Origin of the sequence: Burkholderia gladioli, assembly GCF_000959725.1 — a bacterium.
Classification (GTDB): Bacteria; Pseudomonadota; Gammaproteobacteria; order Burkholderiales; family Burkholderiaceae; genus Burkholderia; species Burkholderia gladioli.
This window is the reverse complement of the sequence record NZ_CP009321.1, coordinates 103,883-126,901: the sequence shown is the minus strand read 5'-3', so window position 1 is coordinate 126,901 and position 23,019 is coordinate 103,883. Positions and strand designations below refer to the sequence as shown.

At 62.3% G+C, this 23,019-nt stretch carries 23 protein-coding genes; 20 read left to right on the top strand and 3 right to left on the bottom strand.

The annotated features are described in order from the left end of the window. Positions 1–424 precede the first annotated feature (424 nt). Both BM43_RS37375 and BM43_RS01010 read left to right on the top strand, forming a co-directional pair. Positions 425–2,122: an ABC transporter permease subunit gene (locus tag BM43_RS37375; protein WP_120513391.1), complete on the top strand. Its 1,698-nt coding sequence runs from the start codon at positions 425–427 to the stop codon at positions 2,120–2,122. Next, complete coding sequence (locus BM43_RS01010; protein WP_036047927.1) at positions 2,119–3,147, top strand: extracellular solute-binding protein; 1,029 nt, start codon at positions 2,119–2,121, stop codon at positions 3,145–3,147. The genes BM43_RS37375 and BM43_RS01010 overlap by 4 nt, the downstream gene beginning before the upstream one ends. A gap of 388 nt (positions 3,148–3,535) precedes the next feature. Here BM43_RS01010 and BM43_RS38135 read toward each other — a convergent pair whose 3' ends face one another. Next, positions 3,536–3,877: a helix-turn-helix transcriptional regulator gene (locus tag BM43_RS38135; protein ID WP_036052839.1), complete on the bottom strand. Its 342-nt coding sequence runs from the start codon at positions 3,875–3,877 to the stop codon at positions 3,536–3,538. Here BM43_RS38135 and BM43_RS01000 point away from each other — a divergent pair. From BM43_RS01000 to tnpC, 11 genes are all read left to right on the top strand, one after another. After that, a complete protein-coding gene (locus tag BM43_RS01000) occupies positions 3,860–4,846 on the top strand; it encodes an FtsZ/tubulin family protein (RefSeq protein WP_052710553.1) in 987 nt (328 codons plus the stop codon). The genes BM43_RS38135 and BM43_RS01000 overlap by 18 nt on opposite strands. A gap of 510 nt (positions 4,847–5,356) precedes the next feature. Next, positions 5,357–8,347, top strand: a complete 2,991-nt coding sequence (locus tag BM43_RS00995) for a type VI secretion system tip protein TssI/VgrG (RefSeq protein WP_042284301.1) — start codon at positions 5,357–5,359, stop codon at positions 8,345–8,347. Further along, entirely contained in the window at positions 8,347–9,216 is an 870-nt protein-coding gene (locus BM43_RS00990) for an ankyrin repeat domain-containing protein (RefSeq protein ID WP_036032541.1), read from the top strand. Before BM43_RS00995 ends, BM43_RS00990 begins: the two co-directional genes overlap by 1 nt. Beyond that, on the top strand, positions 9,216–9,650 hold the full coding sequence (locus tag BM43_RS00985) for a hypothetical protein (protein WP_042284304.1): 435 nt from the start codon (positions 9,216–9,218) through the stop codon (positions 9,648–9,650). The genes BM43_RS00990 and BM43_RS00985 overlap by 1 nt, the downstream gene beginning before the upstream one ends. A 52-nt stretch (positions 9,651–9,702) precedes the next feature. Further along, positions 9,703–10,173, top strand: a complete 471-nt coding sequence (locus BM43_RS00980; protein ID WP_042284307.1) for a DUF1795 domain-containing protein — start codon at positions 9,703–9,705, stop codon at positions 10,171–10,173. Positions 10,174–10,194: 21 nt separating this feature from the next. Then, positions 10,195–14,433 (top strand): RHS repeat-associated core domain-containing protein, encoded by a 4,239-nt coding sequence (locus BM43_RS00975; RefSeq protein WP_042284310.1) that lies wholly within the window; start codon positions 10,195–10,197, stop codon positions 14,431–14,433. Between the two features lie 6 nt (positions 14,434–14,439). After that, a complete protein-coding gene (locus BM43_RS00970; RefSeq protein ID WP_036047648.1) occupies positions 14,440–15,003 on the top strand; it encodes an imm11 family protein in 564 nt (187 codons plus the stop codon). A 228-nt stretch (positions 15,004–15,231) separates the two neighbouring features. Continuing rightward, positions 15,232–15,465 carry a hypothetical protein gene (locus tag BM43_RS37370; RefSeq protein ID WP_052409116.1) on the top strand — a complete coding sequence of 78 codons (234 nt, stop codon included), beginning with the start codon at positions 15,232–15,234 and terminating at the stop codon, positions 15,463–15,465. A 281-nt stretch (positions 15,466–15,746) separates the two neighbouring features. Beyond that, entirely contained in the window at positions 15,747–16,235 is a 489-nt protein-coding gene (locus tag BM43_RS38125; protein ID WP_111946431.1) for a transposase, read from the top strand. Continuing rightward, positions 16,211–16,561: an IS66 family insertion sequence element accessory protein TnpB gene (gene tnpB / locus BM43_RS00960; protein WP_027810102.1), complete on the top strand. Its 351-nt coding sequence runs from the start codon at positions 16,211–16,213 to the stop codon at positions 16,559–16,561. Before BM43_RS38125 ends, tnpB begins: the two co-directional genes overlap by 25 nt. A 31-nt stretch (positions 16,562–16,592) precedes the next feature. Further along, complete coding sequence (gene tnpC / locus BM43_RS00955) at positions 16,593–18,185, top strand: IS66 family transposase (protein ID WP_036047652.1); 1,593 nt, start codon at positions 16,593–16,595, stop codon at positions 18,183–18,185. Here tnpC and BM43_RS38120 read toward each other — a convergent pair. Next, on the bottom strand, positions 18,182–18,760 hold the full coding sequence (locus BM43_RS38120; protein ID WP_080742003.1) for a nucleotidyltransferase family protein: 579 nt from the start codon (positions 18,758–18,760) through the stop codon (positions 18,182–18,184). The genes tnpC and BM43_RS38120 overlap by 4 nt on opposite strands. Positions 18,761–19,031: 271 nt before the next feature. Between BM43_RS38120 and BM43_RS41835 the strand changes: the two genes are divergently transcribed. From BM43_RS41835 to BM43_RS39975, 5 genes are all read left to right on the top strand, one after another. Beyond that, entirely contained in the window at positions 19,032–19,220 is a 189-nt protein-coding gene (locus BM43_RS41835) for a hypothetical protein (RefSeq protein ID WP_052409117.1), read from the top strand. Positions 19,221–19,732: 512 nt separating this feature from the next. Continuing rightward, positions 19,733–20,215 carry a hypothetical protein gene (locus BM43_RS38110; protein WP_080742004.1) on the top strand — a complete coding sequence of 161 codons (483 nt, stop codon included), beginning with the start codon at positions 19,733–19,735 and terminating at the stop codon, positions 20,213–20,215. Between the two features lie 81 nt (positions 20,216–20,296). After that, the gene (locus tag BM43_RS41210) at positions 20,297–20,467 is read left to right on the top strand and encodes a hypothetical protein (protein WP_155308249.1); all 171 of its coding nucleotides are present in this window, start codon (positions 20,297–20,299) and stop codon (positions 20,465–20,467) included. A gap of 482 nt (positions 20,468–20,949) precedes the next feature. Next, positions 20,950–21,324, top strand: a complete 375-nt coding sequence (locus BM43_RS00935; RefSeq protein WP_036047947.1) for a hypothetical protein — start codon at positions 20,950–20,952, stop codon at positions 21,322–21,324. A gap of 10 nt (positions 21,325–21,334) precedes the next feature. Continuing rightward, on the top strand, positions 21,335–21,571 hold the full coding sequence (locus tag BM43_RS39975) for a hypothetical protein (RefSeq protein ID WP_144417603.1): 237 nt from the start codon (positions 21,335–21,337) through the stop codon (positions 21,569–21,571). Here the strand turns inward: BM43_RS39975 and BM43_RS39970 are convergent. Beyond that, a complete protein-coding gene (locus tag BM43_RS39970) occupies positions 21,556–21,915 on the bottom strand; it encodes a hypothetical protein (RefSeq protein ID WP_111946429.1) in 360 nt (119 codons plus the stop codon). The two genes, BM43_RS39975 and BM43_RS39970, sit on opposite strands and share 16 nt — an antisense overlap. Before the next feature lie 287 nt (positions 21,916–22,202). Here BM43_RS39970 and BM43_RS00925 point away from each other — a divergent pair, with 287 nt between their 5' ends. After that, complete coding sequence (locus BM43_RS00925; RefSeq protein WP_036047655.1) at positions 22,203–22,604, top strand: hypothetical protein; 402 nt, start codon at positions 22,203–22,205, stop codon at positions 22,602–22,604. A 27-nt stretch (positions 22,605–22,631) separates the two neighbouring features. After that, positions 22,632–23,018: a hypothetical protein gene (locus BM43_RS00920; protein ID WP_036047658.1), complete on the top strand. Its 387-nt coding sequence runs from the start codon at positions 22,632–22,634 to the stop codon at positions 23,016–23,018. Position 23,019: the final 1 nt, after the last annotated feature.

Here is a 23,019-nt window from a genome sequence, read left to right as displayed (position 1 = left end):
AGATAAGATTATCTTAGTTGGCGCGAATTGTGTAGTCGCCCAAGCGAATATCAAAATGACGCGTGGAAAAATCGTGGCGCGGGGTCGGCCATCGTTTGCTGCATGCAAATAAATGGGGAGATCGTTGATTGCGATAGGTGGACAAAGTGACCGACTACGTATCGATTGTCTGATATTTTCAACCTTTGTTTCCCGGTAGGAGATAGTCTGGTCAGGAGCATGCTGCAACTAGCACGGCGGGCTGCCGGCAGACAGCGGAAGCCTTGGCGTAATTTGTCTGGGTTGCATGGTTGAAGTGTGAAGGCCGTTCGCTAAGAATGCCTTCGTGTCTTCGGGTCGTCGACACAATAACGAAAAGAACTGCCGAAATGGCATTCGGTTTTGATCGAACGGAGAGATTCGATTTTCTATGGGAAGGACCGCAGTGTGGCTCGTAATCGGTACGGGCGTGCTATACCCGATCGCGATCATTGGATTCGTGTCGTCGTGCCTGCCGCTTGATTTCGGTGGGGTCGACTGGCACGCGCACTCGTGGTCGGCCTACGCCCGCTTGCTGTTCGACCAGGATTTCGATGGCCAGTGGGTTTGGCAGGCGGGATACGCACGGATATTCGCCCGATCGGTCTGGTTCGCGGTGCTGACCTCCGCGACCTGCCTGCTCGTCGCGTTTCCGACCGCACTCTGGGTCGTGGGTTTGCGGACGCGATATCAACGGCTTTGCCTGTTGCTACTGATCGTGCCGTTCCTGGTGAGCCTTGTCGTGCGCTGTTATGGCTGGATGCTGCTGATCGCGGACCACGGGCTCGTGAATCGGCTCCTGAACGGGCTCGGCGTCGAGGGCGCATTAGGCATCCTCTATACCGATTGGGCGACGGTACTTGGCCTCACCAACGTGTTCATCCCCTTCATGATTTTCCCGATCTACTCGGTGTTGCGGCGCCTGGACTGGGAGACGGTAGATGCCGGAACTAGCCTTGGCGCGTCGAAGTGGGCGGTGCTGACTCGACTGGTGGTGCCCGCCAGTATGCCGGGCATTCGAGCCGGCATCGGCCTCACCTTTATCCCGGCCTTCGGGTCGTATGTCGTGTCGGATTTGCTGGGTGGTGCGAAATCGATGATGGTCGGCAACCTTATCCAACTGGCCTTCGGCCCCAACCGAGATTGGCCCAAGGGCGCTGCACTCGCGATTGTCGTCCTGGCATTCTCGCTGCTGGTTGCTTGGGCAGCGCGCTCTCGCCGTCCAGGCGGCCCGGGATCGGGTGAGCTGGGCGTGCCGACCAAGTTTCGCGGCGCCGGGCTGGTGGGTGCGGCAGCGCTGCTGTTTCTCTATCTGCCGATCGTCGCGGTGGTGGTCATGAGCTTCAATCTCGGCAAGTCGGCGCTGATCTGGACGGGGTTCTCGCTGCACGCGTATCGGGATTTGATGTCGAACTCGGCGCTGCTAAGCGCCACGTGGAATTCGATTCAGCTCGCGGTCCTCACCTCGCTGATCACGGTTGTCCTGGCATTGTCGGCTGCGTGGGCGATTCGATCGAAAGCCACCCAAGGAGCGAGAGCGTCTGCATTGAGCGCGCTGATCCACGTCCCGCTGGTGGCGCCGGAAATTGTCCTGGCCGTGTCGACACTGCTTGGCTTCGCCGCGCTGTCGATCGACCTTGGATTCGGCGTGGTCCTGTTCGCGCACGTGGTCTTCTGCCTACCCGTAGCCTTCATCCCGATTCGAGCCAGTATGGAGGCCATCGATGACGCGGTATTGGATGCCGCGAAGGGCCTAGGTGCCTCGCCGTCCCAGGTGCTGGCTCGCATCGTGGTGCCGTGTGTCGCACCGGGCATCGCGTCGGCGGTAATGCTGTCCTTCATCACTTCGCTCGATGACTTCGTGACGTCGTATTTTTTGTCCGGCGTGGGGGGAACCACGCTGCCTACTTACATTTACAGCATGCTTAAGCTTGAGATGACAACGGAAATCAACGCCGCGTCCACGCTTCTGGCGATCGCGACATGCGGTATCGTCGCGGCCGGATACTGGCTCGCGCAGGTCAAGATCCCGGGAGGCGAAGCAACTCGCCGTGCGGAGACATTCGGTCCGAACTGGGAAACGTTCGCAGGAGGCCGACTGTGAAAACGACACTGCTGGCGACGCTGATCGCGATCTCGCTCCCTCTGCAGGCCGCAGAGCTGCACATTGGTAATTGGCCGGACTATTTCCCCCCGGCGTTGCTTCAAAAGTTCCAGAAGGAAACGGGGATCAAGACGACCCTCGACACCTACGACAGCGACGCAAGCCTGCTGACGAAGCTGCAGGCCGGTGGCGGAACCTATGACGTAGTGGTCGCCGGCGACTACTACGTTCCGATCCTGGCTAAGGACGGGCTGCTGACACGGCTGGATAAGACCAAGCTGCCGAACGTCTCGAACATCCGGCCGGAATATCAACATCCTTCGTTCGACAAGAACCGCGACTATGCCATGCCCTATACGATCGTACTGACCGGCTATGCCTACGACAGTGCGCGTGTCCCGGGCGGCCACCTCGACGATTCCTGGGGACCGTTCTTCAACCCGCCCGCGAGCTTGCGAGGGGAGGTGGCCGACCTCGATGTCCAGGAGGAGCTTTACATGGCCGCGAGCTGGTTCCTGGGGCAGGACGAATGCACGGAGAACCCGGGGGACGCGAAGCGGGTCCTCGCAGTGCTCAAACAGCAGAAGCCTGCGGTCAAGCTCTATAGCAATGACGGCCCAGTCGATCGGATGGCATCGAAGCAGGTCATCGTCCAACAGATCTGGAACGGCGCCGCGGTGCGTGCCGAAAAGGCGCTGCCATCGGTCAAGTTCGTCTACCCGCGCGAAGGCGTCCGGCTGTTCATGGACAGCTTGCTCATCCCGGCGAAGGCGAAGAATCTCGACTCGGCCTACACCTTCGTCAATTGGATGATGCGACCGGAGAACATAGCGGTTGTTTCCAACACATACATGTATGGAAATGAGATTGTCGGGTCCGAGCGTTTTGTTGATAAATCGCTTCTGTCGAATCCGGCATTCGCGACACCAGAGAATCTTAAATCGCGATTGAAACCTTATAAGGCGTGCTCGGTTCAAGCGATTAAGTTGCGAAACAAAGTGTGGGAAATGCTCAAGTCCAACTAGGCATTCTGGATCGCGAAATTTCTGCGGCTGTATTGCGCCCTCCTCAGGGCAATACAGTCGTCAGACGGTTTTGAAAAATCACCCAATTCGCGAGCTTCCGTAAGGCTCGCAGCTTTTCTCCGCCTGCACTTTTCTCGTGCCTCGTTGCAGGCGGCCTCGCGGTTTGCGCTCACGCCGATCGCGTTTTTTATTCAATGCTCGGAATACGGAAAGCGACATTGCGACGTGTTCGGAGATTCTTATTTTATTAGGAGTGCAGAGTGCTGACGCTTCGAACCGCAGTCGGTGGCCGGCGCGCGGCCGCGAAAACACGAAAAGAGATGGCGCGAAGCGTCGTGACGGAGCGTCCCTGCCACTCGCTGTCGTCTGTCTGCCCTGATCTGGGCTGCTAGCGGAGGCGCGACCGTCCGATTTTAGGCGGCTTGGCAGCGTTGACTCGCCTCGGTTCTTGAGCGTCGAGCGGCATGGTCAAGGGAGCGAATAGTTCCGAAAGCGATATCCCAAGCGGCCGGCACAACGCGGCGAGCGTCAAGACCGTTGTATTGGCCGCGCCGGATTCGACTGCGCTGATCGCAACCCTGGAGACGGCCGCCTCGTGAGCCAGATCCTCCTGGCTCTTGCCGGCCTGTAGGCGCACTTCCTTCAACCGCCGGCCGACGGCCTGGGGGTGATCGGGTTGCGCTCGAAAGTTGGGGTTTTGGCAGATGCGTTCATGCCCGAGAGCATGCATTGCCAACCGTTCAAAAGCCATAATATTAACCATGCATTCTTTGTTAATTTAACCTTGCATTGCGCGCACCCGGTGCGCTTCGAGGATATGACGATGTCAGCATGCGATGAGAACGCGGGAAAGCCGGTGCAGGACAGCGCCGTATCGGCGGAGCCGACCGGCAGATCCGATTTATATCGACCGGTGAGCGATCTGGTGGGCGTCGGCCGCATTGGCGCCGCGTTGGCCCGGGCGCTGGCCAGGCACGCGAGCTCGGGCGCCATCGCGCGGTCGAACGGCGATCGCGATGCCGACACGCTCTCCGATGCAACGCTTCGGCGAGCCCAGCCCGGGCCGGATCTCGATTCGCAGCCGGATCTTGTGTTCTTGCTCATCGCGTCCGCCGAGCCCCGCGCGCTTCAGCTCGGGGAGAATGTTGGCGCCGCCAGACGCGCGATTGGCTTGCGCACAGTTGCGATCGTGATGCACGGAGCGGCCGCGGACCGGGAGACCGTCCAGCGCGCGACTGCCGGTCTCGCAGCCGTCGTCGATGCCATCGTCGTCACTCCCGAATTCCCTCACCTTAGCGTTCTGGAGTCCCTTCTTCAGATTTACCGGACCGCGACTAGGGGCGACCCAGGGGGGAGCCGCAAGGTCGCCATGCCCGCCGGCAGCGAATTTTTGGACGTGAGGGGGGTGTTCACGGCCGGCCGCCGCGGCGTCCTGGGCGTCGGCTTCGCTGCCGGGCCGGAGCGCATTTTCCAGGCGACGAGGGACGCTATCGAGGCGACCAGCGAAATGTCGTTGAGCACGGCGTCAGGCATTTTGGTGATCGTGAGCGGCGCGGAGACGCTTCGGCTAGGGGAGGTCGCGTCGGCCCTCTATCAGGTCCATGCTCGGACTCGCGGGGACACGGAAGTGGTCCTTGCATCTCACTACGACGACCGAATGGGAGGTCTCGTGCGGGTGACGGTCGTCGCGGCAATATAGAGATCCGGCTGCGCTGTGCGTTTCCGCATTATTAATTTGACAATGTCTTCGGGAATGCTGTGGATCAGCAGGAGCGCCGAACCTAATGAAGGCTCAAAATCGTCGGTGTTTGGCAGAAGGAAGATGTCATACCGGGAAGATGCTCGGGCACGGCGGATATTGTGGCGCCGGCGAGACATCTTTACTGAAAGGCCGCCTACAACACGGCTGTCGTCGATTGCTGTGATGGGCGCTGATATTCTATTAATCCGATGTTGCATCGCAGCGTGTCATCGCGCGGAAATTATCGACTGCCTCGAAATCAATCTCGTTGATACCGTGGGGATTTTATCAACTGCCATGCGAAAAATCGTACCGAGAAAATCCGGGGTTCGTTTGGCGTCAAGTCAAAATTGCCGAATCGATTGAAACATCAATTCAACGTTTACCGTTTCTTTCGTTTTTCCCCTAAAGTTTCGGTGCCATGCAGAGAAGGATCCTACGGGGCAGAACCTGAGAAGAAGGAAAGACATGAGTACGGCGTCGCCAGGCGGCGTCCTGTCCAGCTTTGCGAGCCTGCAGGGAGCACCCGCGGGACTCGGCGGACTGGCGGGTTCGCTTGCCACCACTATCGCTAGCCAGGTCGGCCCGGTGGCCGCGCTTGCCGGTCACGTCGATACCGTGCAGCGCGCCGCGCAATTGGCGCAGACGGGCTTCTCGCTGTTGCAGCGGCCGCCGGCTGCGATTGCCGATTCGATCAATCAGGCAGTGGGCAGCACGGCGAGGCTCACGCAGATGAACCGCTACGTCACGCTCGACACGCCCCTCGGCGAGGACGTGCTGCTGGTGAGCGTGGCGGTGGTCGACGAGCACGTCAACCGGCTGCCTGAGATGCACCTCGATCTGCTTTCGCACCGCAACGATCTGAAGCCGGCCGACCTGATCGGCCAGCAGGTCCGGCTCAGGTTCGACCCGCAATCCCGGCAATCGCTGCTGGCCGCCGCCACCGCCGTGAGCGGCGACGAGACGCGGTATTTCGACGGCTTCGTGGCGTCGTTCGACCGCGTCGGCAACCCGGGCAGCGTGACCCAGTACCACATGTCGGTGGTGCCGTGGTTCTGGTTCCTGACGCGCTCGACCGATTGCCGGATCTTCCAGGAGCAGACGGCGCAGGCCATCCTGTCGACCGTGTTTGCCGATCACGGCTTCAGCGATTTCGCGTTCGACATCCATTCCGAGCAAAAGCCGCTCGAATACGTGGTGATGTACCAGGAGTCCTATTACAACTTCTGCGCCCGGCTGATGGAGCAGGAGGGGCTGATCTGGACGCACCGCTACGAGAAGGACAAGCACACCCTCGTGATCGGCGACAGCAACGCCATGTTCCGCCCCATTGAGGGGCTGGCCAGCGTGCCCTACGCCGACAGTGCGTCGAGCGAATACAACGGCATCGACCAGCTCAACCAGGGTGGCCATTTCGGCGTCGGCAAGATCGTCTATCGCGACTTCAACCATCAGACGCCGTCGTCGCCGCTGATGATGGTGGAAGTCGAATCGACGCTCAAATACGCACGGCTCGCCACGACCGAGCGTTTCGAACATCAATCGCTCTACGATCACGCCGCCGACGGCGACCGCTACGCGCTCCAGGCCATCGAGGCTGAGGAGGCGGAGGGACAGCGCTACACGGGCCAGGGCTACGCATGGCGCATGACCACGGCCGGCAGCGTCAGCGTGACGGGCCACCCTGTGGCGGCCGACAATCAGGCCTACGTGATCCTGCAGGTGCGCCACGAGGCGGTCAACGACTACACCGCGCACGCGGCCAAGCTACCGTACCGCAACAGCTTCGTGCTGCTGCCGCAGAAAGTCGCCTACAGCGCGCGGCGCGTCACGCCCAAGCCGCTGATCCAGGGCACGCAATCGGCCATCGTGGTGGGCCCGAAGGGCGAGCAGATCCATACCAACGGCAGCTGCGTGAAGCTGCATTTCCTGTGGGACCGGCGCGGCAAGCTCGATGGCTCCGATTCGATGTGGATCCGGGTGTCGCAGCCATGGGCCGGGGCCGGCTGGGGCGCGGCCGCGATTCCGCGGATTGGCCAGGAAGTGCTGGTGGCGTTCAATCAGGGCGACCCGGACAACCCGGTGATCGTCGGCCGCGTGTTCAACGGCGAGCAGGGCAACCCGTACCACGGCGCGGCTGGCCAGACGATGGGCATCAAGAGCCAGACGCACAAGGGCGAAGGTTCGAACGAACTGCGCTTCTCCGACGTGAACGGCAGCCAGGAAGTGTTCCTGCACGCCCAGAAGGACATGAACACGGTCATCAAGGACGCCGAGACGCATACCGTCGAGGCCGGCCCGCGTACCGTCTCGCTGCTCAAGGGCAGCGAATCCAAACGGATCCTCGAAGGCGGCATGACCGAGACGATCGCGCTGACCCGCGACACCTCGGCGAACGTCATCAATACCAAGGCGATCGCCAGCAAGGCCGGCCCCGGTATGCAGAGCCACCAGGCCAGCGACGGCATCGAGCACCGCGTGGGCGAAAGCGTCGTGACCATGACGCCCGACAGCATCAAGCTGAGCCACGGCCCGTCGACGATCCTGATCAACGCGAACGGCATCTATCTCGACGGCCCGGTCATCCACCTGAACCAGGGCAGCGTGCAGACGCCCGAGCAGGCGCTGGCGCTGCAGTGGGCCGCCGCGCAGGCCATGATCGCTCAGGGACTCGCCAGCTCGGACCCGGCCACGCGCGCGGCGGCCTCGAAGCTGGCCCAGTCACTCAAGGCGCAGCAGCTCGCCAAGCTGGCCGATCACGTCTATCACCCGAACGATCCGCCGCCCACCGGCTGGAAGGCGATCGGCAACGATCCCGAGGCGCTCAAGGCCTACGGCCTCAAGCCGAGCGACCTGCAGAAGCCCGGCAGCAACTTCGGCGCGCAGATGTACGCGCCCGACCCGGCCGTGTTCGGCGACACCATGAAGCCGGCCATCGCGTTCAAGGGCACGCAGCAATTGTTCGGTGAGGACATGAGCAACAACCTCGCGCAGGGCCTCGGCGACGATTCGCCGTACTACCGCAATGCCGTCACGATCGGCAAGGACCTTCAGGCTTCGGGCGCAGCGTCGGGCGTCGATTTAACGGGCCACTCGCTCGGCGGCGGGCTGGCTTCGGCCGCCTCGGAAGCCAGCGGCTCGTCTGCCATCACGTTCAACGCGGCGGGGCTCGATCCGGGCACGGTCGCGCAATACGGCGGCACCGCGCAGGCGAGCAACATCACCGCCTACCGCGTCGACGGCGATATCCTGACGGGCATGCAGGAAGGCCGCCTCGGCCCGATCAGCGACGCCACGGCCACGCTGATGCCGAAGGCGGTCGGCACCCCGGTGACGCTCGACGGGACCAGCGTGACCACCGTCGGCCGCCATTTGATGGGCGAGGTGTCGAACGGCCTGGGCGAGCAGGTTTCCAAGGACGAGCTGAATCTCGCCTCCCATCTGAACTCATCGAACTGATGCGATACAAGAATGCAATCGCCGCCGGCACCGTCGCCGCGCTGATCGGCGCGGCGCTGCCGCTCGGCTGGCCCACTCAAGCGCAAGGGATCACCATGACTGGCTTCAAACGCTATGCGCCGGAAGAATTCTTTTCGGGGCAGCAGCTCACGCTGGCCCAGGCCATTCACGACGGCAACCTCGGCAGCGTGCAGCAGCTCGCGCCGAAGACGGACCTGAACACGCCCGGCGCGAAGCACACCACGCTGCTGTCGTACGCCGTGCAGGAAATCGTGCCGGTCAAGAACGACGCGTCCAGCCCGCGCTACCAGATCATCTCGGTGCTGCTGAAGAACGGCGCCGATCCGAAGGCGAGCCTCGGCCCCGACGGCGGCTCGGTCGCCGAACTCTCGCTGCGCGCCGATACGCCGAACCTGCTGCGCGTGCTGCTGGACGGCGGCCTGGATCCGAACTGGCTCTATAACGGCGACACGCCGATGCTGTTCGAGGTGACCGAGAACAAGCTGCTGCCGCAACTGAAGGTGCTGATCGAACATAAGGCGAACGTCAACGCGCGCGATTCGCTCGGCAAGACGGCGTTGTTTCAGGCGACGATGATCCAGCAGTGGGACACCGTCGATTACCTGCTTGCTCACGGCGCCGATCCGAAGGTCGCCAGCGAGCTGGGCGTGTCGTACGGTTGGGTACTGCAGAACGAACTGAAGAATCACGCGACACCCGATTCGCCGGCCGCCGCGCGCATCGAGCAGATCCGCCGCAAGATCGTTGCGGCCGGCGCGCCGTGGCCGCCGCTCGATCCGAAGGCCCAGCGCGCGGCCATGCGCGCGCGCGGCGAGAAGGTCGTGACGCCGGCCGGTCAGGCCGACTGATGGCTGATCCGATCGAGGCGCTGTCGGCCGTTGGCCGGCGCGCGGTGCTGGGCGCGTCGGTGGTCGGCTATCTGCTGTCGCTGCTGCTGCCGGCGATGTATTTCGACAAGGAGCCGGCGCTGAGCGGCCTGGCGCTGCTCGGGCAGGGCTGGTTTGGTCTGCTGACGCTTAATCCGGCGTGGCTGGCCAATCCGCTCTACCTGTTCGCGGCCGTGCAGTTCGCGCGGCGCCGCGACGGCCGGGCCGCGGCGTTCGGCGGCGCCGCGCTGGCGTGCGCGCTGTGTTCGTTCTTCACGAAGGACTGGTATTTCAACGAGGCCAAAGCGACGCCGATCGCCGGCCTCGGGATCGGTTTTTATGTGTGGTTGCTGGCGCTGGCGGCGTTGCTGCTGGGCAGCCTGCGCCAGCGCCGGAGCGCCGCCGCGACGCACTGACTCGCGCGCGAGCCTTCGCTTCATTCGATTTTTTCTGACACGGGCAGTTTGCATGACGGATTCCGACAACCGTATCCGCATCCACGAAGGCAGCATCACGCTGCCGGCGGGTTTCGAGGATAGGACCACCAATCTCTTCGTGCCGGCCGACCTGGCCGCGCAGCCGAACCTCAGCATCGCGCGTGACTGGCTGAAGGACGGCGAAGCGCTGGACGCCTACGTCGATCGTCAGAGCGGGTTGCTCAAATCGCGGCTGCAGGGTTATCGCCTGATCGCGCGCGCGGCCGAGCGGCTCGGCGCGGAAGACGGCGGCATCGCCGGCGAACGGATCGACACCGCCTACCGCAACGGCGCGAAAACTGTGTTCCAGCGGCAGGCGGCGTTCGTCGTCGCGCCGGGGCGCGTGTTGATCTTCACGGCGTCGAGCGGGAGGAGCTTCGGCGACACCTACAACGCACTCTGGCGGGACTGGCTCGACAGCTATCGGCCGGATGCGCCGGAACCGGCACCGAACCAGGCCTGACCCGCGCAAAGGAGACGTATCGTGTACGAAGCGGCCCGCGTCACCGATCCGATCGAGCACACCAGCGCGCTCACCGGCTTTCTGGTGGGCGCCGTCCTCGGCATCGCCCTGATTGCCGCCGTGGCGTTCGCCACGTTCACCTGCGGCTTCGGCGTGGCGCTGCTGGCCGGCATGGCCGCCGGCATCGGCGCGCAGGTGCTGTTGTCGCTAGGGGAATCGATCGGGAAGATGTTCAGTTCGCAATCCGGCGCAATCACGCTCGGCTCGCCGAACGTCTACGTGAACGGCAAGCAGGCCGCCTACGCCACGCTCAGCAGCGTGACGTGCAGCAAGCACAACCCGACGCCGCTCGTCGCGCAGGGCTCCACCAACATCTTCATCAACGGCAAGCCGGCCGCCCGCAAGGACGACAAGATCACCTGCGGCGCGACTATCTCGGACGGCTCGCACGACACCTATTTCCACGGCGGCACCCAGACCTGCCTGCCGATCGACGACGAAGTGCCGCCGTGGCTGCGCACCGCCACCGACTGGGCGTTCGCGCTGGCCGGGCTGGTGGGCGGGCTCGGTGGCCTGCTCAAGGAAGCGGGCGGGCTGTCGCGCGCGGTGATGCCGTGCGCGGCGAAGTTCATCGGTGGCTACGTGCTCGGCGAGGCGGCGAGCCGCTACGTGATCGGCCCGGCCATCAACAGCGCGATCGGCGGGATGTTCGGCAACCCGGTGGACGTCACCACCGGGCGCAAGATCCTGCCGGCCGAATCGGAAACCGATTACGTCGTGCCCAGCCCGATGCCGGTGGCGATCCGGCGCTTCTATTCGAGCGACCTCGATTACGTCGGCACGCTCGGGCGAGGGTGGGTGCTGCCGTGGGAACTGCGGCTGCACGCGCGTGACGGTCGGCTCTGGTACACCGACGCGCAGGGGCGCGAGGCCGGCTTCCCGATCCTGAAGCCGGGGCAGGCCGCGTTCAGCGAGGCCGATCAGCGCTATCTGACCTGCACGCCGGATGGCCGCTACATCCTCCACGACGTCGGCGAAACCTATTACGACTTCGGCCGCTACGAGCCGGGCTCGGGCCGCATCGGCTGGGTGCGCCGGATCGAGGATCAGGCCGGCCAGTGGTGCCAGTTCGAGCGCGACAGCCGTGGCCGCGTGCGTGAAATCCAGACCTGCGGCGGCTTGCTGGCCGTGCTCGATTACGAGCCGGAGCACGAGCGGCTCGCCGAGGTGTCGCTCGTCAGCGGCGATCAGCGCCGCCTCGTCGTGGCCTACGGCTACGACGAAAACGGCCAGATGGCCTCCGTGACCGACGCGAACGGCGCGGTGGTGCGCCGCTTCACCTATGCCGACGGGCGCATGACGAGCCATTCGAACGCGCTCGGTTTCACCTCGGGCTATACGTGGAAGGCCATCGACGGCACGCCGCGAGTGGTCGCCACCCATACCAGCGAGGGCGAGGCCTGGGCGTTCGAGTACGACATCGAAGGCCGCCGCACCCATGTGCGGCATGCCGACGGCCGCCACGCGCAATGGCGCTACGACGCGCAATTCCAGATCGTCGAGTACCTCGATTTCGACGGCCGTCGCTACGGGCTCAAGTACAACGATGCCGGCATGCCCGTGATGCTGGCGCTGCCCGGCGAACGAACCGTGATGTTCGAATACGACGACGCCGGCCGCATCGTTGCCGAAACCGATCCGCTCGGCCGCACCACGAAAACGCGCTACGACGGCAACAGCATGCGGCCCGTCGAGATCATCTTGCCCGACGGCAGCGCCTGGCACGCCGAATACGACCGGCAGGGCCGGCTGCTCGTCACCCGTGATCCGCTCGACCGGGAGAATCGCTACGAATATCCGAAGGCACTGAGCGCGCTGCCGGTGGCGCATGTCGATGCGCTGGGCGGGCGCAAGACGTTCGAGTGGAACCGGCTCGGCGAGCTGGTGGCGTACACCGATTGCTCGGGCAAGACCACGCGCAATTTTTTCGATGCATTCGGCCTGCCGCTCGCGCGCGAGAACGCCCTCGGGCACCGCGTGTCGTTCGACCTGCGCCCGACCGGCGAGGCGCGCCGGGTCACCTATCCCGACGGCAGTTCCGAAAGCTACGAGTACGACGCCGCCGGGCTGATGATCCGGCACATCGGGCTGGGCGGCCGGACGCAGACGTCGCTGCGCAATGCGCGCGGGCAACTCGTCGAGGCGGTCGATCCGGCTGGGCGGCGAACCCGCTACCACTACGACGCCGAAGGGCGGCTGCGCGAGCTGCAACAGGGGCACGCGCGCTACGCGTTCGCGTACAGCGCAGGCGGGCGGCTCATCAGCGAAACGCGGCCCGACGGCGTGCTGCGCCGCTTCGAATACGGCGAGGCCGGCGATCTGACGGCGCTCGAGATTGTCGGTACGGCCGATGATCGCGCTCCAGACAATCGCCCGGTGCGCACGATCCGCTTCGAACGCGACCGGATGGGCAACCTGTGCGTGCAGCACACGCCTACCGAAGTGACGCGCTACGCGCGCGACACCGGCGGCCGCCTGCTCGAAGTCGCGAGCGTGCCGACCGCGGCCGGGCTGGCGCTCGGCATCGCGCCCGACACGCTGACGTTCGAATACGACAAGGCCGGGCGGCTGACCGCCGAACACGGCGCGAACGGCAGCGTCCGATACACGCTCGACGGGCTCGACCACGTGATGAAGCTCGCCTTGCCACACGAGCAGACGCTGCAGATGCTGCGCTACGGCTCGGGGCACGTGCACCAGATTCGCCACGGCGACCAGGTCGTTAGCGATTTCGAGCGCGACGACCTGCATCGCGAGTTGACGCGCACGCAGGGCCGCCTGACCGAGCGGACCGCCTACGACCTGCTGGGCCGCAAGATCTGGCAATCGGCCGGCTTCCAGCCCGACGCGCTTGCGCGTGGGCAGGGCCAGCTGTGGCGCAACTATGGCTACGATGCCGCCGGCGAACTGGCCGAGAGCAGCGACAGCCTGCGCGGCAGCACGCAGTTCAGCTACGATCCGGCCGGCTATCTGACGCAGCGCGTCAACACCGCCGACCGGCAGCTCGAATCGTTCGCCTGGGACGCCGCCGGCAACCTGCTCGACGATGCGCAACGCAGCAGCCGCGGCTATGTCGAGGGCAACCGGCTGCGCATGTGGCAGAACCTGCGCTTCGACTACGACGCGTTCGGCAATCTCGCGACCAAGCTGCGCGGCGCGAATCAGCGCCAGCAGTTCACCTACGATGGGCAGGATCGGCTCGTGGCCGTGCGCACGCAGGGCGCGCGCGGCGTTGTGGAGACGCGTTTCGCCTACGATCCGCTCGGGCGGCGCATCGCCAAGACCGATACGACGCTCGACGTGCGCGGCGTAACGCTGCGCGAGGAAACGAAGCGGTTCGTATGGGAAGGGCTGCGGCTCGCGCAGGAGGTGCGCGACACCGGCGTGAGCAGCTACGTGTACAGCCCGGATGCGCCTTACACGCCTGCGGCGCGGGTCGATGCCATGCTGGCCGAGGCGATGGCCGCCGCCGCCATCGAGCAGGCGCGGCGGCCGGCCCGGATCTATCACTTCCATACCGACCTGGTAGGCGCGCCGCTCGAGGTGACGGACGAGGCGGGCGAGCTGGCCTGGGCCGGGCGCTACGGCGCCTGGGGGCGGGTCGAGACGGATGCCAGCCTGCTGCCGGCCGCGCGGACAGAGCAACCGCTGAGGTTCGCTGGGCAGTACGCCGACGAAAGCACGGGGCTGCACTACAACACGTTCCGGTTTTATGATCCGGATGTCGGTCGGTTTGTCAGTCAGGATCCGATCGGGTTGTACGGTGGGGAGAATTTATACGCCTACGGCCGCAACGCCCAACGATGGATCGATCCGTGGGGTTGGTGTTCGGTCAAATTGAGCAACAACATGGAAAAATCGGGCGTCACGCGCCCGGCAAACTCCGCAGCGCACCATATCGTGGGAGATACTTCGAAAGAAGCTGCACCGGCTCGCGCCATTCTTGCAAAATATGGCATTGATGTAGATTCCGAATTGAATGGCGTGTTCTTGCCGAATCGAAACAATTCCGACGATCTCGGGGGGATATTGCACAATGGCAAGCATCCAAATACTTACTTCCAAAAGGTCAATCAACTTATTCAGAATGCCGACTTGGGCGGAAAACAAGCCGTTCTTGATCAGCTTCAAACTATAAGGGAGACGTTGCAAAATGCCTCCAGGGATATGCCATGGAGGTCCGTTCTTTCTGAATTGTGAGTGCGTATGACTACTGTATATGGTTTGAGGCAGGACGATGCATATCAGGCGCTGGTGCAGGTCGATAGCGATGGCGAAGTTGCGTACGACACGAGCATAGCCATACGTGCAACCGCCCTGTGTGGACGAGCGTTCGGGGAGGAGTACAAGCCCGTCGAGCTTTCATGGGGCTCTCCCCGACGAAAGAAAAACAGTGATATTCACACCCTGCTGTCGCCATTTCTTGTATTCAGCAAGAAATCTTTCGACGCGTTGAGCCCTCTGTTGCGAGGGGCAGGAGAAGTGCTGCCGGTCGAGACGCCAGCGGACGACATGTTGGGTTTTCACGTGACCAGAGCGCTTGAGGGCGCCGTCGACATGGAGAAGTCCAAATACAAGGTTTATCCTCAAGCCACGATTTTCAATAAAATTGTTCTTTTGGAACATCAGGTTCGGGATATCGATATATTCAGGCTGAAGGAAAGCCCCGCGACAGTATTTGTCTCCGAAAAATTCAAAGTCCTCGTTGAGGAAAGCAAGCTGAAGGGGTTCGATTTCGGAGAAGTGGTATCAATTTCTTCTGAAAGTTAGGTGTTTCATTTCCGCTTCTCAAGGCCACGAGGCAGCATGGCCGTGATCGAGGCTGCGTTCGATAAACAAGGCGAGCCGGGCTGGACGAGGGGCGGCAGCGCTTGATCACTACCTCCGAGTTGTTGATCGTCTACGTGGTGTTCTGCAAGGTGCCCGATTCGAAGGTATGGCCCGCCTCGAATCGCTACCTGTTCGACGACTTCGGGAACCCGAGACAGCTTTCCGTTCATGCTCACCGGGCCATTTCGGGCCACGGAAGGCGTGCCGGAGGAGATCCTCCGCAGCCTGGGTGCGGCCGGCCGGCGGGCGCTCGAGGTGTGGATGGCGGTGTTCCGGGAGGGTCAGGCGCGGATGGCCGCAGCGCCGGTCCTCGCGAGCCCCCGCCTGCGACTGGACGCGCTGGTGAGCGTGCTCGATGCGGCGGGCGACACGCTCGCGTCAACGGAAGTGGACGTGCTCTAGGAGCGGCTGTAGGCAGTGGAGCAATCGCTTCGCCGGGCTGGCCATGCATGCCTGGCGACGAAGAAGCGGCCGCCGGCGCCCGTCGGCCAACACCACCTGGCCGAGAAACAGCAGGCGTCGAACGAAGCCCGCCACACCGCGCAAACGCGGCTTCACAAACCCACGTGCTACCGCTGTCCACGAAAGCCGTGGATCGTAAGCGATCGAATAACGACGCCCTTGTGTAGAAATCGCTGCACTCTGATGCTACGTGTCCACGTGGACAGCTGGCATCAGAGTGTATGAGTGAAAAACAAGACTTGCGTAGCCGACTGGTTGTTGGCCGAAAACGAGATGGCCGTCGAGAATACGACGATGCTGCCCGCGACGAGTTGGTGCAACTTTGTCTGCAGCCTGGTGTGTCGATAGCGCGAACGGCAATGGAGCACGATCTAAATCCAAATCTGCTGCGCAGCTGGGTCGCCCGCCATCAAAAGATACAGGCCCAGATCGAGCACGATCGGGTAGCTCGGTCGCCTGCAATTTCCGACGGCGTCACAATCGATATTCCCAATACATCACCAGCATTCGTGCCAATCGCGTCGATTTCCGCATTGCCGCCAGCACTTCCGCCTGATCCACCACCTTTGGAGAAATCGATGGCGCTCTCCTTGCATGTGCGCCTGTCCAATGGTGTCGAATTCGATCTTGGTGAGGCGGGCGTCGATGAACTGGCCACGGTGATCCAGATGCTGGGGAGGCTGCCTTGTTCCGGTTCGACGAAGGGCTGAAGGTCTACCTGCATCGCGACCCGGTCGACTTCCGAATGGGCATCAACGGACTGTCGATTCTGGTCGAACAGGCGATGCGTCTGAACCCGATGACCTCGGCGCTGTTCGTGTTCGGCAATCGCCGTCGTGATCGCATCAAGATCCTTGGCTGGGGTGGCAACGGCTTCTGGTTGCTGCTCAAACGACTCGAAGCCGACCGCTTCATCTGGCCGAACGGAGGAGACACAATCACGCTCAGCGCCGAACAGTTGCACTGGCTGCTCGACGGCATTGACCTGGCCGTGATCCAGAAGCATCCCCAGCGATATTACGCGCGGATGAGCTGAACACCACGCAGGTGGCATGGTCTAATCGGCCATGCCGAATAGACCCGTCATGTTGAGCGCGGAGGAGTACGAAGCGCTGATTGCCGCGAGCGCCGAACGCGATGCGCTGCGTGGTGAGCTTCGACTCGTGACGGCCCAGCGCGATCTGGCCGAAGAGAAGCTGCGGGCCTACAAGCACGAACTGTTCGGCGCCTCTAGCGAGGCGCGCCATGCCGACCAACTCGGCTTGTTCAACGAAGCTGAAGCATTGGCCACCACTACCAATGCGCCCGCGCGCGAGGACGCGCCCGGCACGTCTGTCGCCGCCCACACGCGAGGCAAGCGCGGACGCAAACCACTCGATCCGAACTTGCCGCGCGAGGTCGTGCGGCACGAACTACCCGAGTCTGAACGATTCTGCGCGCACGACGGCTATGCCCTCGTGGAGATCGGCGTCGAGACGAGCGAACAGCTTGACGTGATCCCCGAGCAGGTCCGCGTCGTTCAGCACCAGCGTGTCAAGTACGCGTGCCCGTGCTGTGATCTCGGCATCAAGGTCACGCCCGCGCCAGCGCGTATCATCCCGCGCGGGTTGCTCACGGAATCCGCGCTAGCGTGGATCATCACTGGCAAGTACCAGTACGGTATGCCACTGTATCGCCAAACCACGCTGCTGCGTCGCTTCGGCGGCGACATCTCGTCGAACACGCTGGCCGCCAGCGTGGTGCGGGTGGGACTGGCCACGCAGCCGGTGATCAACCTGATGCGCGACGCGCTGCTCGAATCGGACCTGATCTACGGCGACGAGACAACGTTCCAAGTGCTGAAGGAGCCAGGACGCAGGCCGCAGGGGAAGAGTTACCTGTGGGCGCAGGTCAACGGCTCGGGGCCGCCAGTACGGATGTTCTCGTACTCGCCGGGGCGCGGCGCCCAGCACGCGCAGAAGCTCTATGCTGGCGTGCACCCTGGCACCGTGCTGATGACTGATGGGTACGAGCTCTACAACGGAATCGCCCACGATCACCAGCTCGTGCATCTCGGATGCTGGGCACACGTGCGCCGCGGCTTCATCAAGGCCGAGGAGTCGGTGCCGAAGGCTGCACGCTCGCCGGATCTGCTGGCCACGCGCTTCGTCGTGCTGATCGGCAAGCTGTTCGCGGCCGAGGCGCGCAGCGCGAAGTGGAAACCCGAATGTCGGCGGCGACTGCGTGCGCGATACAGCACCCGCGTGCTCGGCATCATCGAGCGCATGCTGGTCGAGCATCTACCGGGCGTCGTGCCGTCGAGTCTGCTCGGCAAGGCATTGCAGTATCTAAGCGGACAGTGGCCCAAACTGGTTCGCTACGTCGAAAACGGTACCTGGCCGATCTCGAACAACCTGTGCGAGAACGCGATCCGACCGTTCGTCGTCGGACGCAAGGGCTGGCTGTTCTCCGATACGGTAGCCGGCGCACAGGCCAGCGCCAATCTCTACTCACTGGTCGAGACCTGCAAGGCGAATGGCATCGACCCATACCGCTATCTCGTCTGGCTGTTTGCTAATCTGCCGCACGCTTCAACCGCTGACAGCTACGCGGCCCTGCTGCCTTGGGCGTCACCATACAATAACCAACCGACTGGCGAGCCACCGAGTACGAGCCCTTAGCAGTGAACGATGGTTACGCGAGGCCAGCGATTGCGATACTGCTTCTCTTGTACCCGCTGCCGATACGTCGCGACACTGACTCGCTCGGGATTCCGACGAACCACCATGGCGAACAAATCATCCAGCCCATACGGTGCAAGAACCTTGAGCGTGTCATCAGGAAGTAGAGTCAACCCGACTGCGGTTGCATACTCTGGCCACGACGCGACGGCGGCCTCCAGCGACTTCAATGGTGGCACGGCGTAACCCAAAGCCGCCTCGAACCAGGTATGAACGGCGGCTTGATTGGTGACCTCCCATGGCAATTGGGGGTGCATCCTGCTTAGATGAGACTGAAACGTTGCGTCGCGCTCTGCAGAAAGATCAGCGCCATCGAAGTACGCAACATCGACGTCACGCAATGCTGACGATGTCTCCAATCCATGCAAAGAGTCCCAGACGAGGTTCCGTACGGCACCAGCACCAATGCACCAGGAGGGTAGATTCAGGGACCGGACTGCAACCAGTGCAGGCCAAAACCATGAAGACTCTCGCGCAAGGGCAACGAGGTGTGCTTCGAAATCAGTTGATGGCATGGGCGAAGAGTCCGCTGGGTAGAGGCGACGATCTGCCGCTGAGCAAACTCGCCGCTCACGGCAAGTCGATCTTAACCGAGTGTGACGCAGATGGAGGAGAGAGGCGTCCTTTACCGACCGCTTACCGTGGATCGATGGCGCAGGAGTGTCACAGGGAGCTCGTGGCGCTCGCCGCGGAACAGGGAACCGAGCACCGCATCGAGCTGCTACTGCGGCTGGCCACCATCTCGCGGCTCATCGCGGAAGAGCGCACAACGAGAGGATCGACGCGGTGCAGATCAAGGAGCTGATGAGCGCGCTGCCGGCGACGCTTGCGCGGGGCCATGCAACGGGACGTTGGTTCATCGATGAGATGCATCAGGATCTGTGCGCGGCGCTGGCGATCGCGCACGACAGCCAACTGCGGATGGGCCTCAATTCGGTGGGCGCGTGGGAGGCCGGCCATCAAACCCGCCGGTAATCCGTTCGGCGGACGGCCGCACACTCACCCGCACGCAGTGGCGGTCCGCGCTGCGAGTGCAACTCGCCTTCAGACGGCTCGTCGATGGCTTGGGTGACCCACGTTGAACGAAGCCGCGCAGGCGCGCGACGGACTCCTGTTCCCGACCATCACGACGACGCCTTGGGGGCTTGACCAAAGTCCCCGCTGGGGATAAACAGTGAAACCTCGAGAATCCCGATATTGAAGGGTTAGATGGCCGCAACCAGACAGTATTCTGACCTCCCTCAACAGGAGTTCTTGCGCTACGCGATGGAGCAACTAGAGATGACGCGCGATGAGTTCGCGGCGCGTGTAAGCGTCGCTAGACGCACCCTGGATAAATGGCTCTTGCCTAGCGAATCTCCGGACTTTCGGAGCATGCCCGACATGGGCCGCTCTTACGTGCGAGAGATTCTGGAGTGGGAGAAGAAAAAGGCTTGACTGTCCCCAGTGGGGATATATTATGTAATCACGCATCGGCACCTCGGCCGATGAACAACCAAAGTAAATCGGAAACAATGGGGAGCAGGAAATTGACGCGCGGCACGGTCGCTCGGGATGTCTTCGACGTTGCGGTGTTTCGAACTCAAAAGACGCGCGCGCAGTGCGTTTCAATGACGACGCCTGGTACACGAGTGACGTGGTGTAGTCTAAAAGAATGGATCGCGGGGTGGAGGCAGATCAATGCGCGCGCGGCAAGTTCGAAGAAGCACCAGCAGCGTGCTGCGCACGTCGCCGTGCTTGCCTCGAACATTGGTGTCGTCAATCGCGAGATGGATATTGAGACGCTTGCAGCAGCCAAGCAACTCATTGAGCGCGAAAACATGCTGCCGCCTCGCGGTAACCGAGAAGGGCACCCTGCGACCGAAATCCTTCAACGTGTTGGCACGGTTCTTAACGAACGCCGACGAGGAGGAAGCAAAGCTGGCGTCGGCGTCCGCGTGTACAAGACGAGACTAAAGGTCGCGGCCTGAGTAAATATGGCGGCTACGGCAGGCAATGGGAAAGAGCCAGGCTGTGCGTCGCCACGGTGATGTAGCGCTGATATGGAATCAATGATGGAACTGAAGAGAAGTACGCGCGTAGTGATTTTTTGCTTCGCACTCTCGTGTCTCGGCTGGATCGTTGGCCAGAACGCGATTCCGCATTGGCTGCAAGTTCTCCTGCTCGTCACGCTGGCCTCGGGTTTCGTTCTCTCAGTCGTTCTTTCCTACAAAGGCAAGTGAGCGGTATGAAGCGATGACGCATATTTGCTACGGGAGCTGGGCGATCTCGGCCCCGCAGTCGAGGACCAACAGATCTACGAAAACGGCGGTCGTACCCGCTTGGAGGAAAATCATGGAAAGGGCTGAGGCCGAAAACAAACGGGTCGAGGGCATTCTCTTTGAGGCGCACGGTCCGTGGGACACGGTGACAGTGATCGGAATTCCATTCATGCACGCCAATCGATTGTGGGCCGTTCACCAGAAGATCAACAGCCGTAGCTTATGGACGCGGTGGGTGGTATCGGATGTTGAGACTGGTCGGGCGGTGCCGCGAGTCGCTGAAGATGATCCGGAGACTGCCCGAACAGCGGCGATCGCTGTGATTGATGCTGCTGGAGCGTCAAAGATTAATGCGGCAGTCCGTGCGGCTCGCTCGGGCGGGAAGCGGCACAACTTCACGCAGTCATAGTGCCGTTGGTCTTCAAATAGATTGGAAAGCGACAATGAAGCTCAGTTCGATGTTCAAGTGGGCGAAGGACCTCGTCGGCAAGCCGGAACCGAGCGGCGTATTCAAGCTCGGACATGGCGTCGCGGCGCCGACGACAGGCATGGGGAAATCGCCTTTCAGCGATGCCATCGTAAAGACGCTCGCCTCAATTGGAGCGTGCTCCGGCGATATCGTTGAGGTCAACGAGTTTGGTGCAGCACGCGTGGTCGGTCGCCGTCCTCAATTGGCGAGCGGGCGGCCTGATGCGTCGGAGCAAGCGATTCGTGAAGCGCTCCGAAGGATCTATGGCAACGATGCCGCAGGCCTCGACAACGTGACGGTGACCGCGGGAGCGAACGTTGTCGTGTTCCGCAGGACCAAAAACGCGTAGGAGAACAATCGTGAAACTTGACGACGCCACCGTGAACGCATTCGCCACCGGATCATCTTCACTGGCACAACCGGACGAAGTGGCAAAGATGGCGAAAGAACTGAAGGCCGCCCGCCGCCTTATCGCAACGTTCGGCTTGATGCTGATTGGGTGCCGCGAGCAGTCGTTCGCCGGCTGGCAGAACGGAAACGGAACCGATGTCGGTGACAAAATCGATGCCGCCCGGCGTGCCTACGACAAAGTTTGATGGAAACCGCGGAAACCAATATGGATTTGGTTGGGTAGGGAGTTGGTATCGCGGGCATTCTCGTAGCGGTCTACGGAATCGTTGATGCGCGCCGCGAGCGAAGCACGCGCGAGAAAGCGGTAGTCGTCGTGAACCGTCTCGTGGGGCGGTAGAATGGCTTGCTGATCGGGCTGAAACCAACGTTGGCCGGTGATGCCCGGGCTACGGCGGCCGTCGACGATGGGCTGGACGCGATCAAACTCTCTTCCGACGACCTCGATAAGGTCTAGTCGGACACGAAGGAAAACGCCGGGCTGGCCGGCACTAGAAAGCGCCAGCGGAGTTGGCGTCGAGGGGAAGATCATGAGTGAAGTACGGTTGTCGTTTGGCGAAGACACTTACATGCGTTCGGTACTCAAGGAAGCAGGACGCATCGCTGCTGGCACTCTCGTGTCCTTCGACCACACGGGGGGGCGTGCTGTCTCTGGGCTCGCGAAGAAAGGTTTGGTCGTCCGTCTCGATGGCGAGGTCCAGATCACTGACGCTGGCGCGATGTGGCTCGCGACTTAACGGATATGAGACGGAGGGGCATCGACCTGACCAACACCACGGAAAGCGGCGGTCGTGCCGGCACGAAGGAAAATTACTGCAAATGAACATTAGCGAAACCAAATTCGAGTCGGTCGTTCAGACGATGGTTGCACTTCTCGAGGCGAAATTCTCGGACGTCACGATCATCACGAAAAGTGGCGATCAGGCGCCCTTCTGTTTGCCGATCGTGACGGCGTGGGATGCACTGCGGGGTGCTCTTGCAGCGAGCGGAATCTCCGTGGGAGGAGAGGACAGGGTGTTCAATGTATCGGCCAATAAGGGGCGGAACTACGTCGTCACGTTGGGCGCTGCATCCACGCCCAGGGTGGTCCAGTCGAAGGTCTGTCGGGACTTCGGGACGCCCTACCTACGCACGATCTGGACTGTGGAATCCGGAAAAGCAATGTCATTACATGTAGCTTGCGCAGTGCGTGCTGCAGTGGCGATGGCCGAGCAGCAGTGACAAAGGAAAACGCCAAAGGAACTGGCAATGACAAGCACAATCGCTTCTTCGCAGTCACTCAAATACGGCTGGGCCAGCCTGTGGCGGGCACACACTTCCTTGCCACGCGAGATGGCGTCCGATGAGTTCACTGTCTTTGTTCGAGCGATCGGCCGCGAGGAAGCTCACGCAGCGATGGGGCGCGTGATCCTGGCAATGTATCCGAACGCCGATCTGGAAAGTGCCTACTACAACCTGACGTCAGCGCGCGAACTGGTTGAGCAGGGCGTTTCCCCTCTTGAAAACGACCGCCTCTTTGAAACGGGTTGGCAGGGCAACCGTGTTGAAAGTTGGGTGAACAAGCCAGTCTTCGCGGTGCCGGACGCTGCTGAATTGTTCGTGGCATGGGCGAGCGCCCGGCAAACCGGCTCGTGAC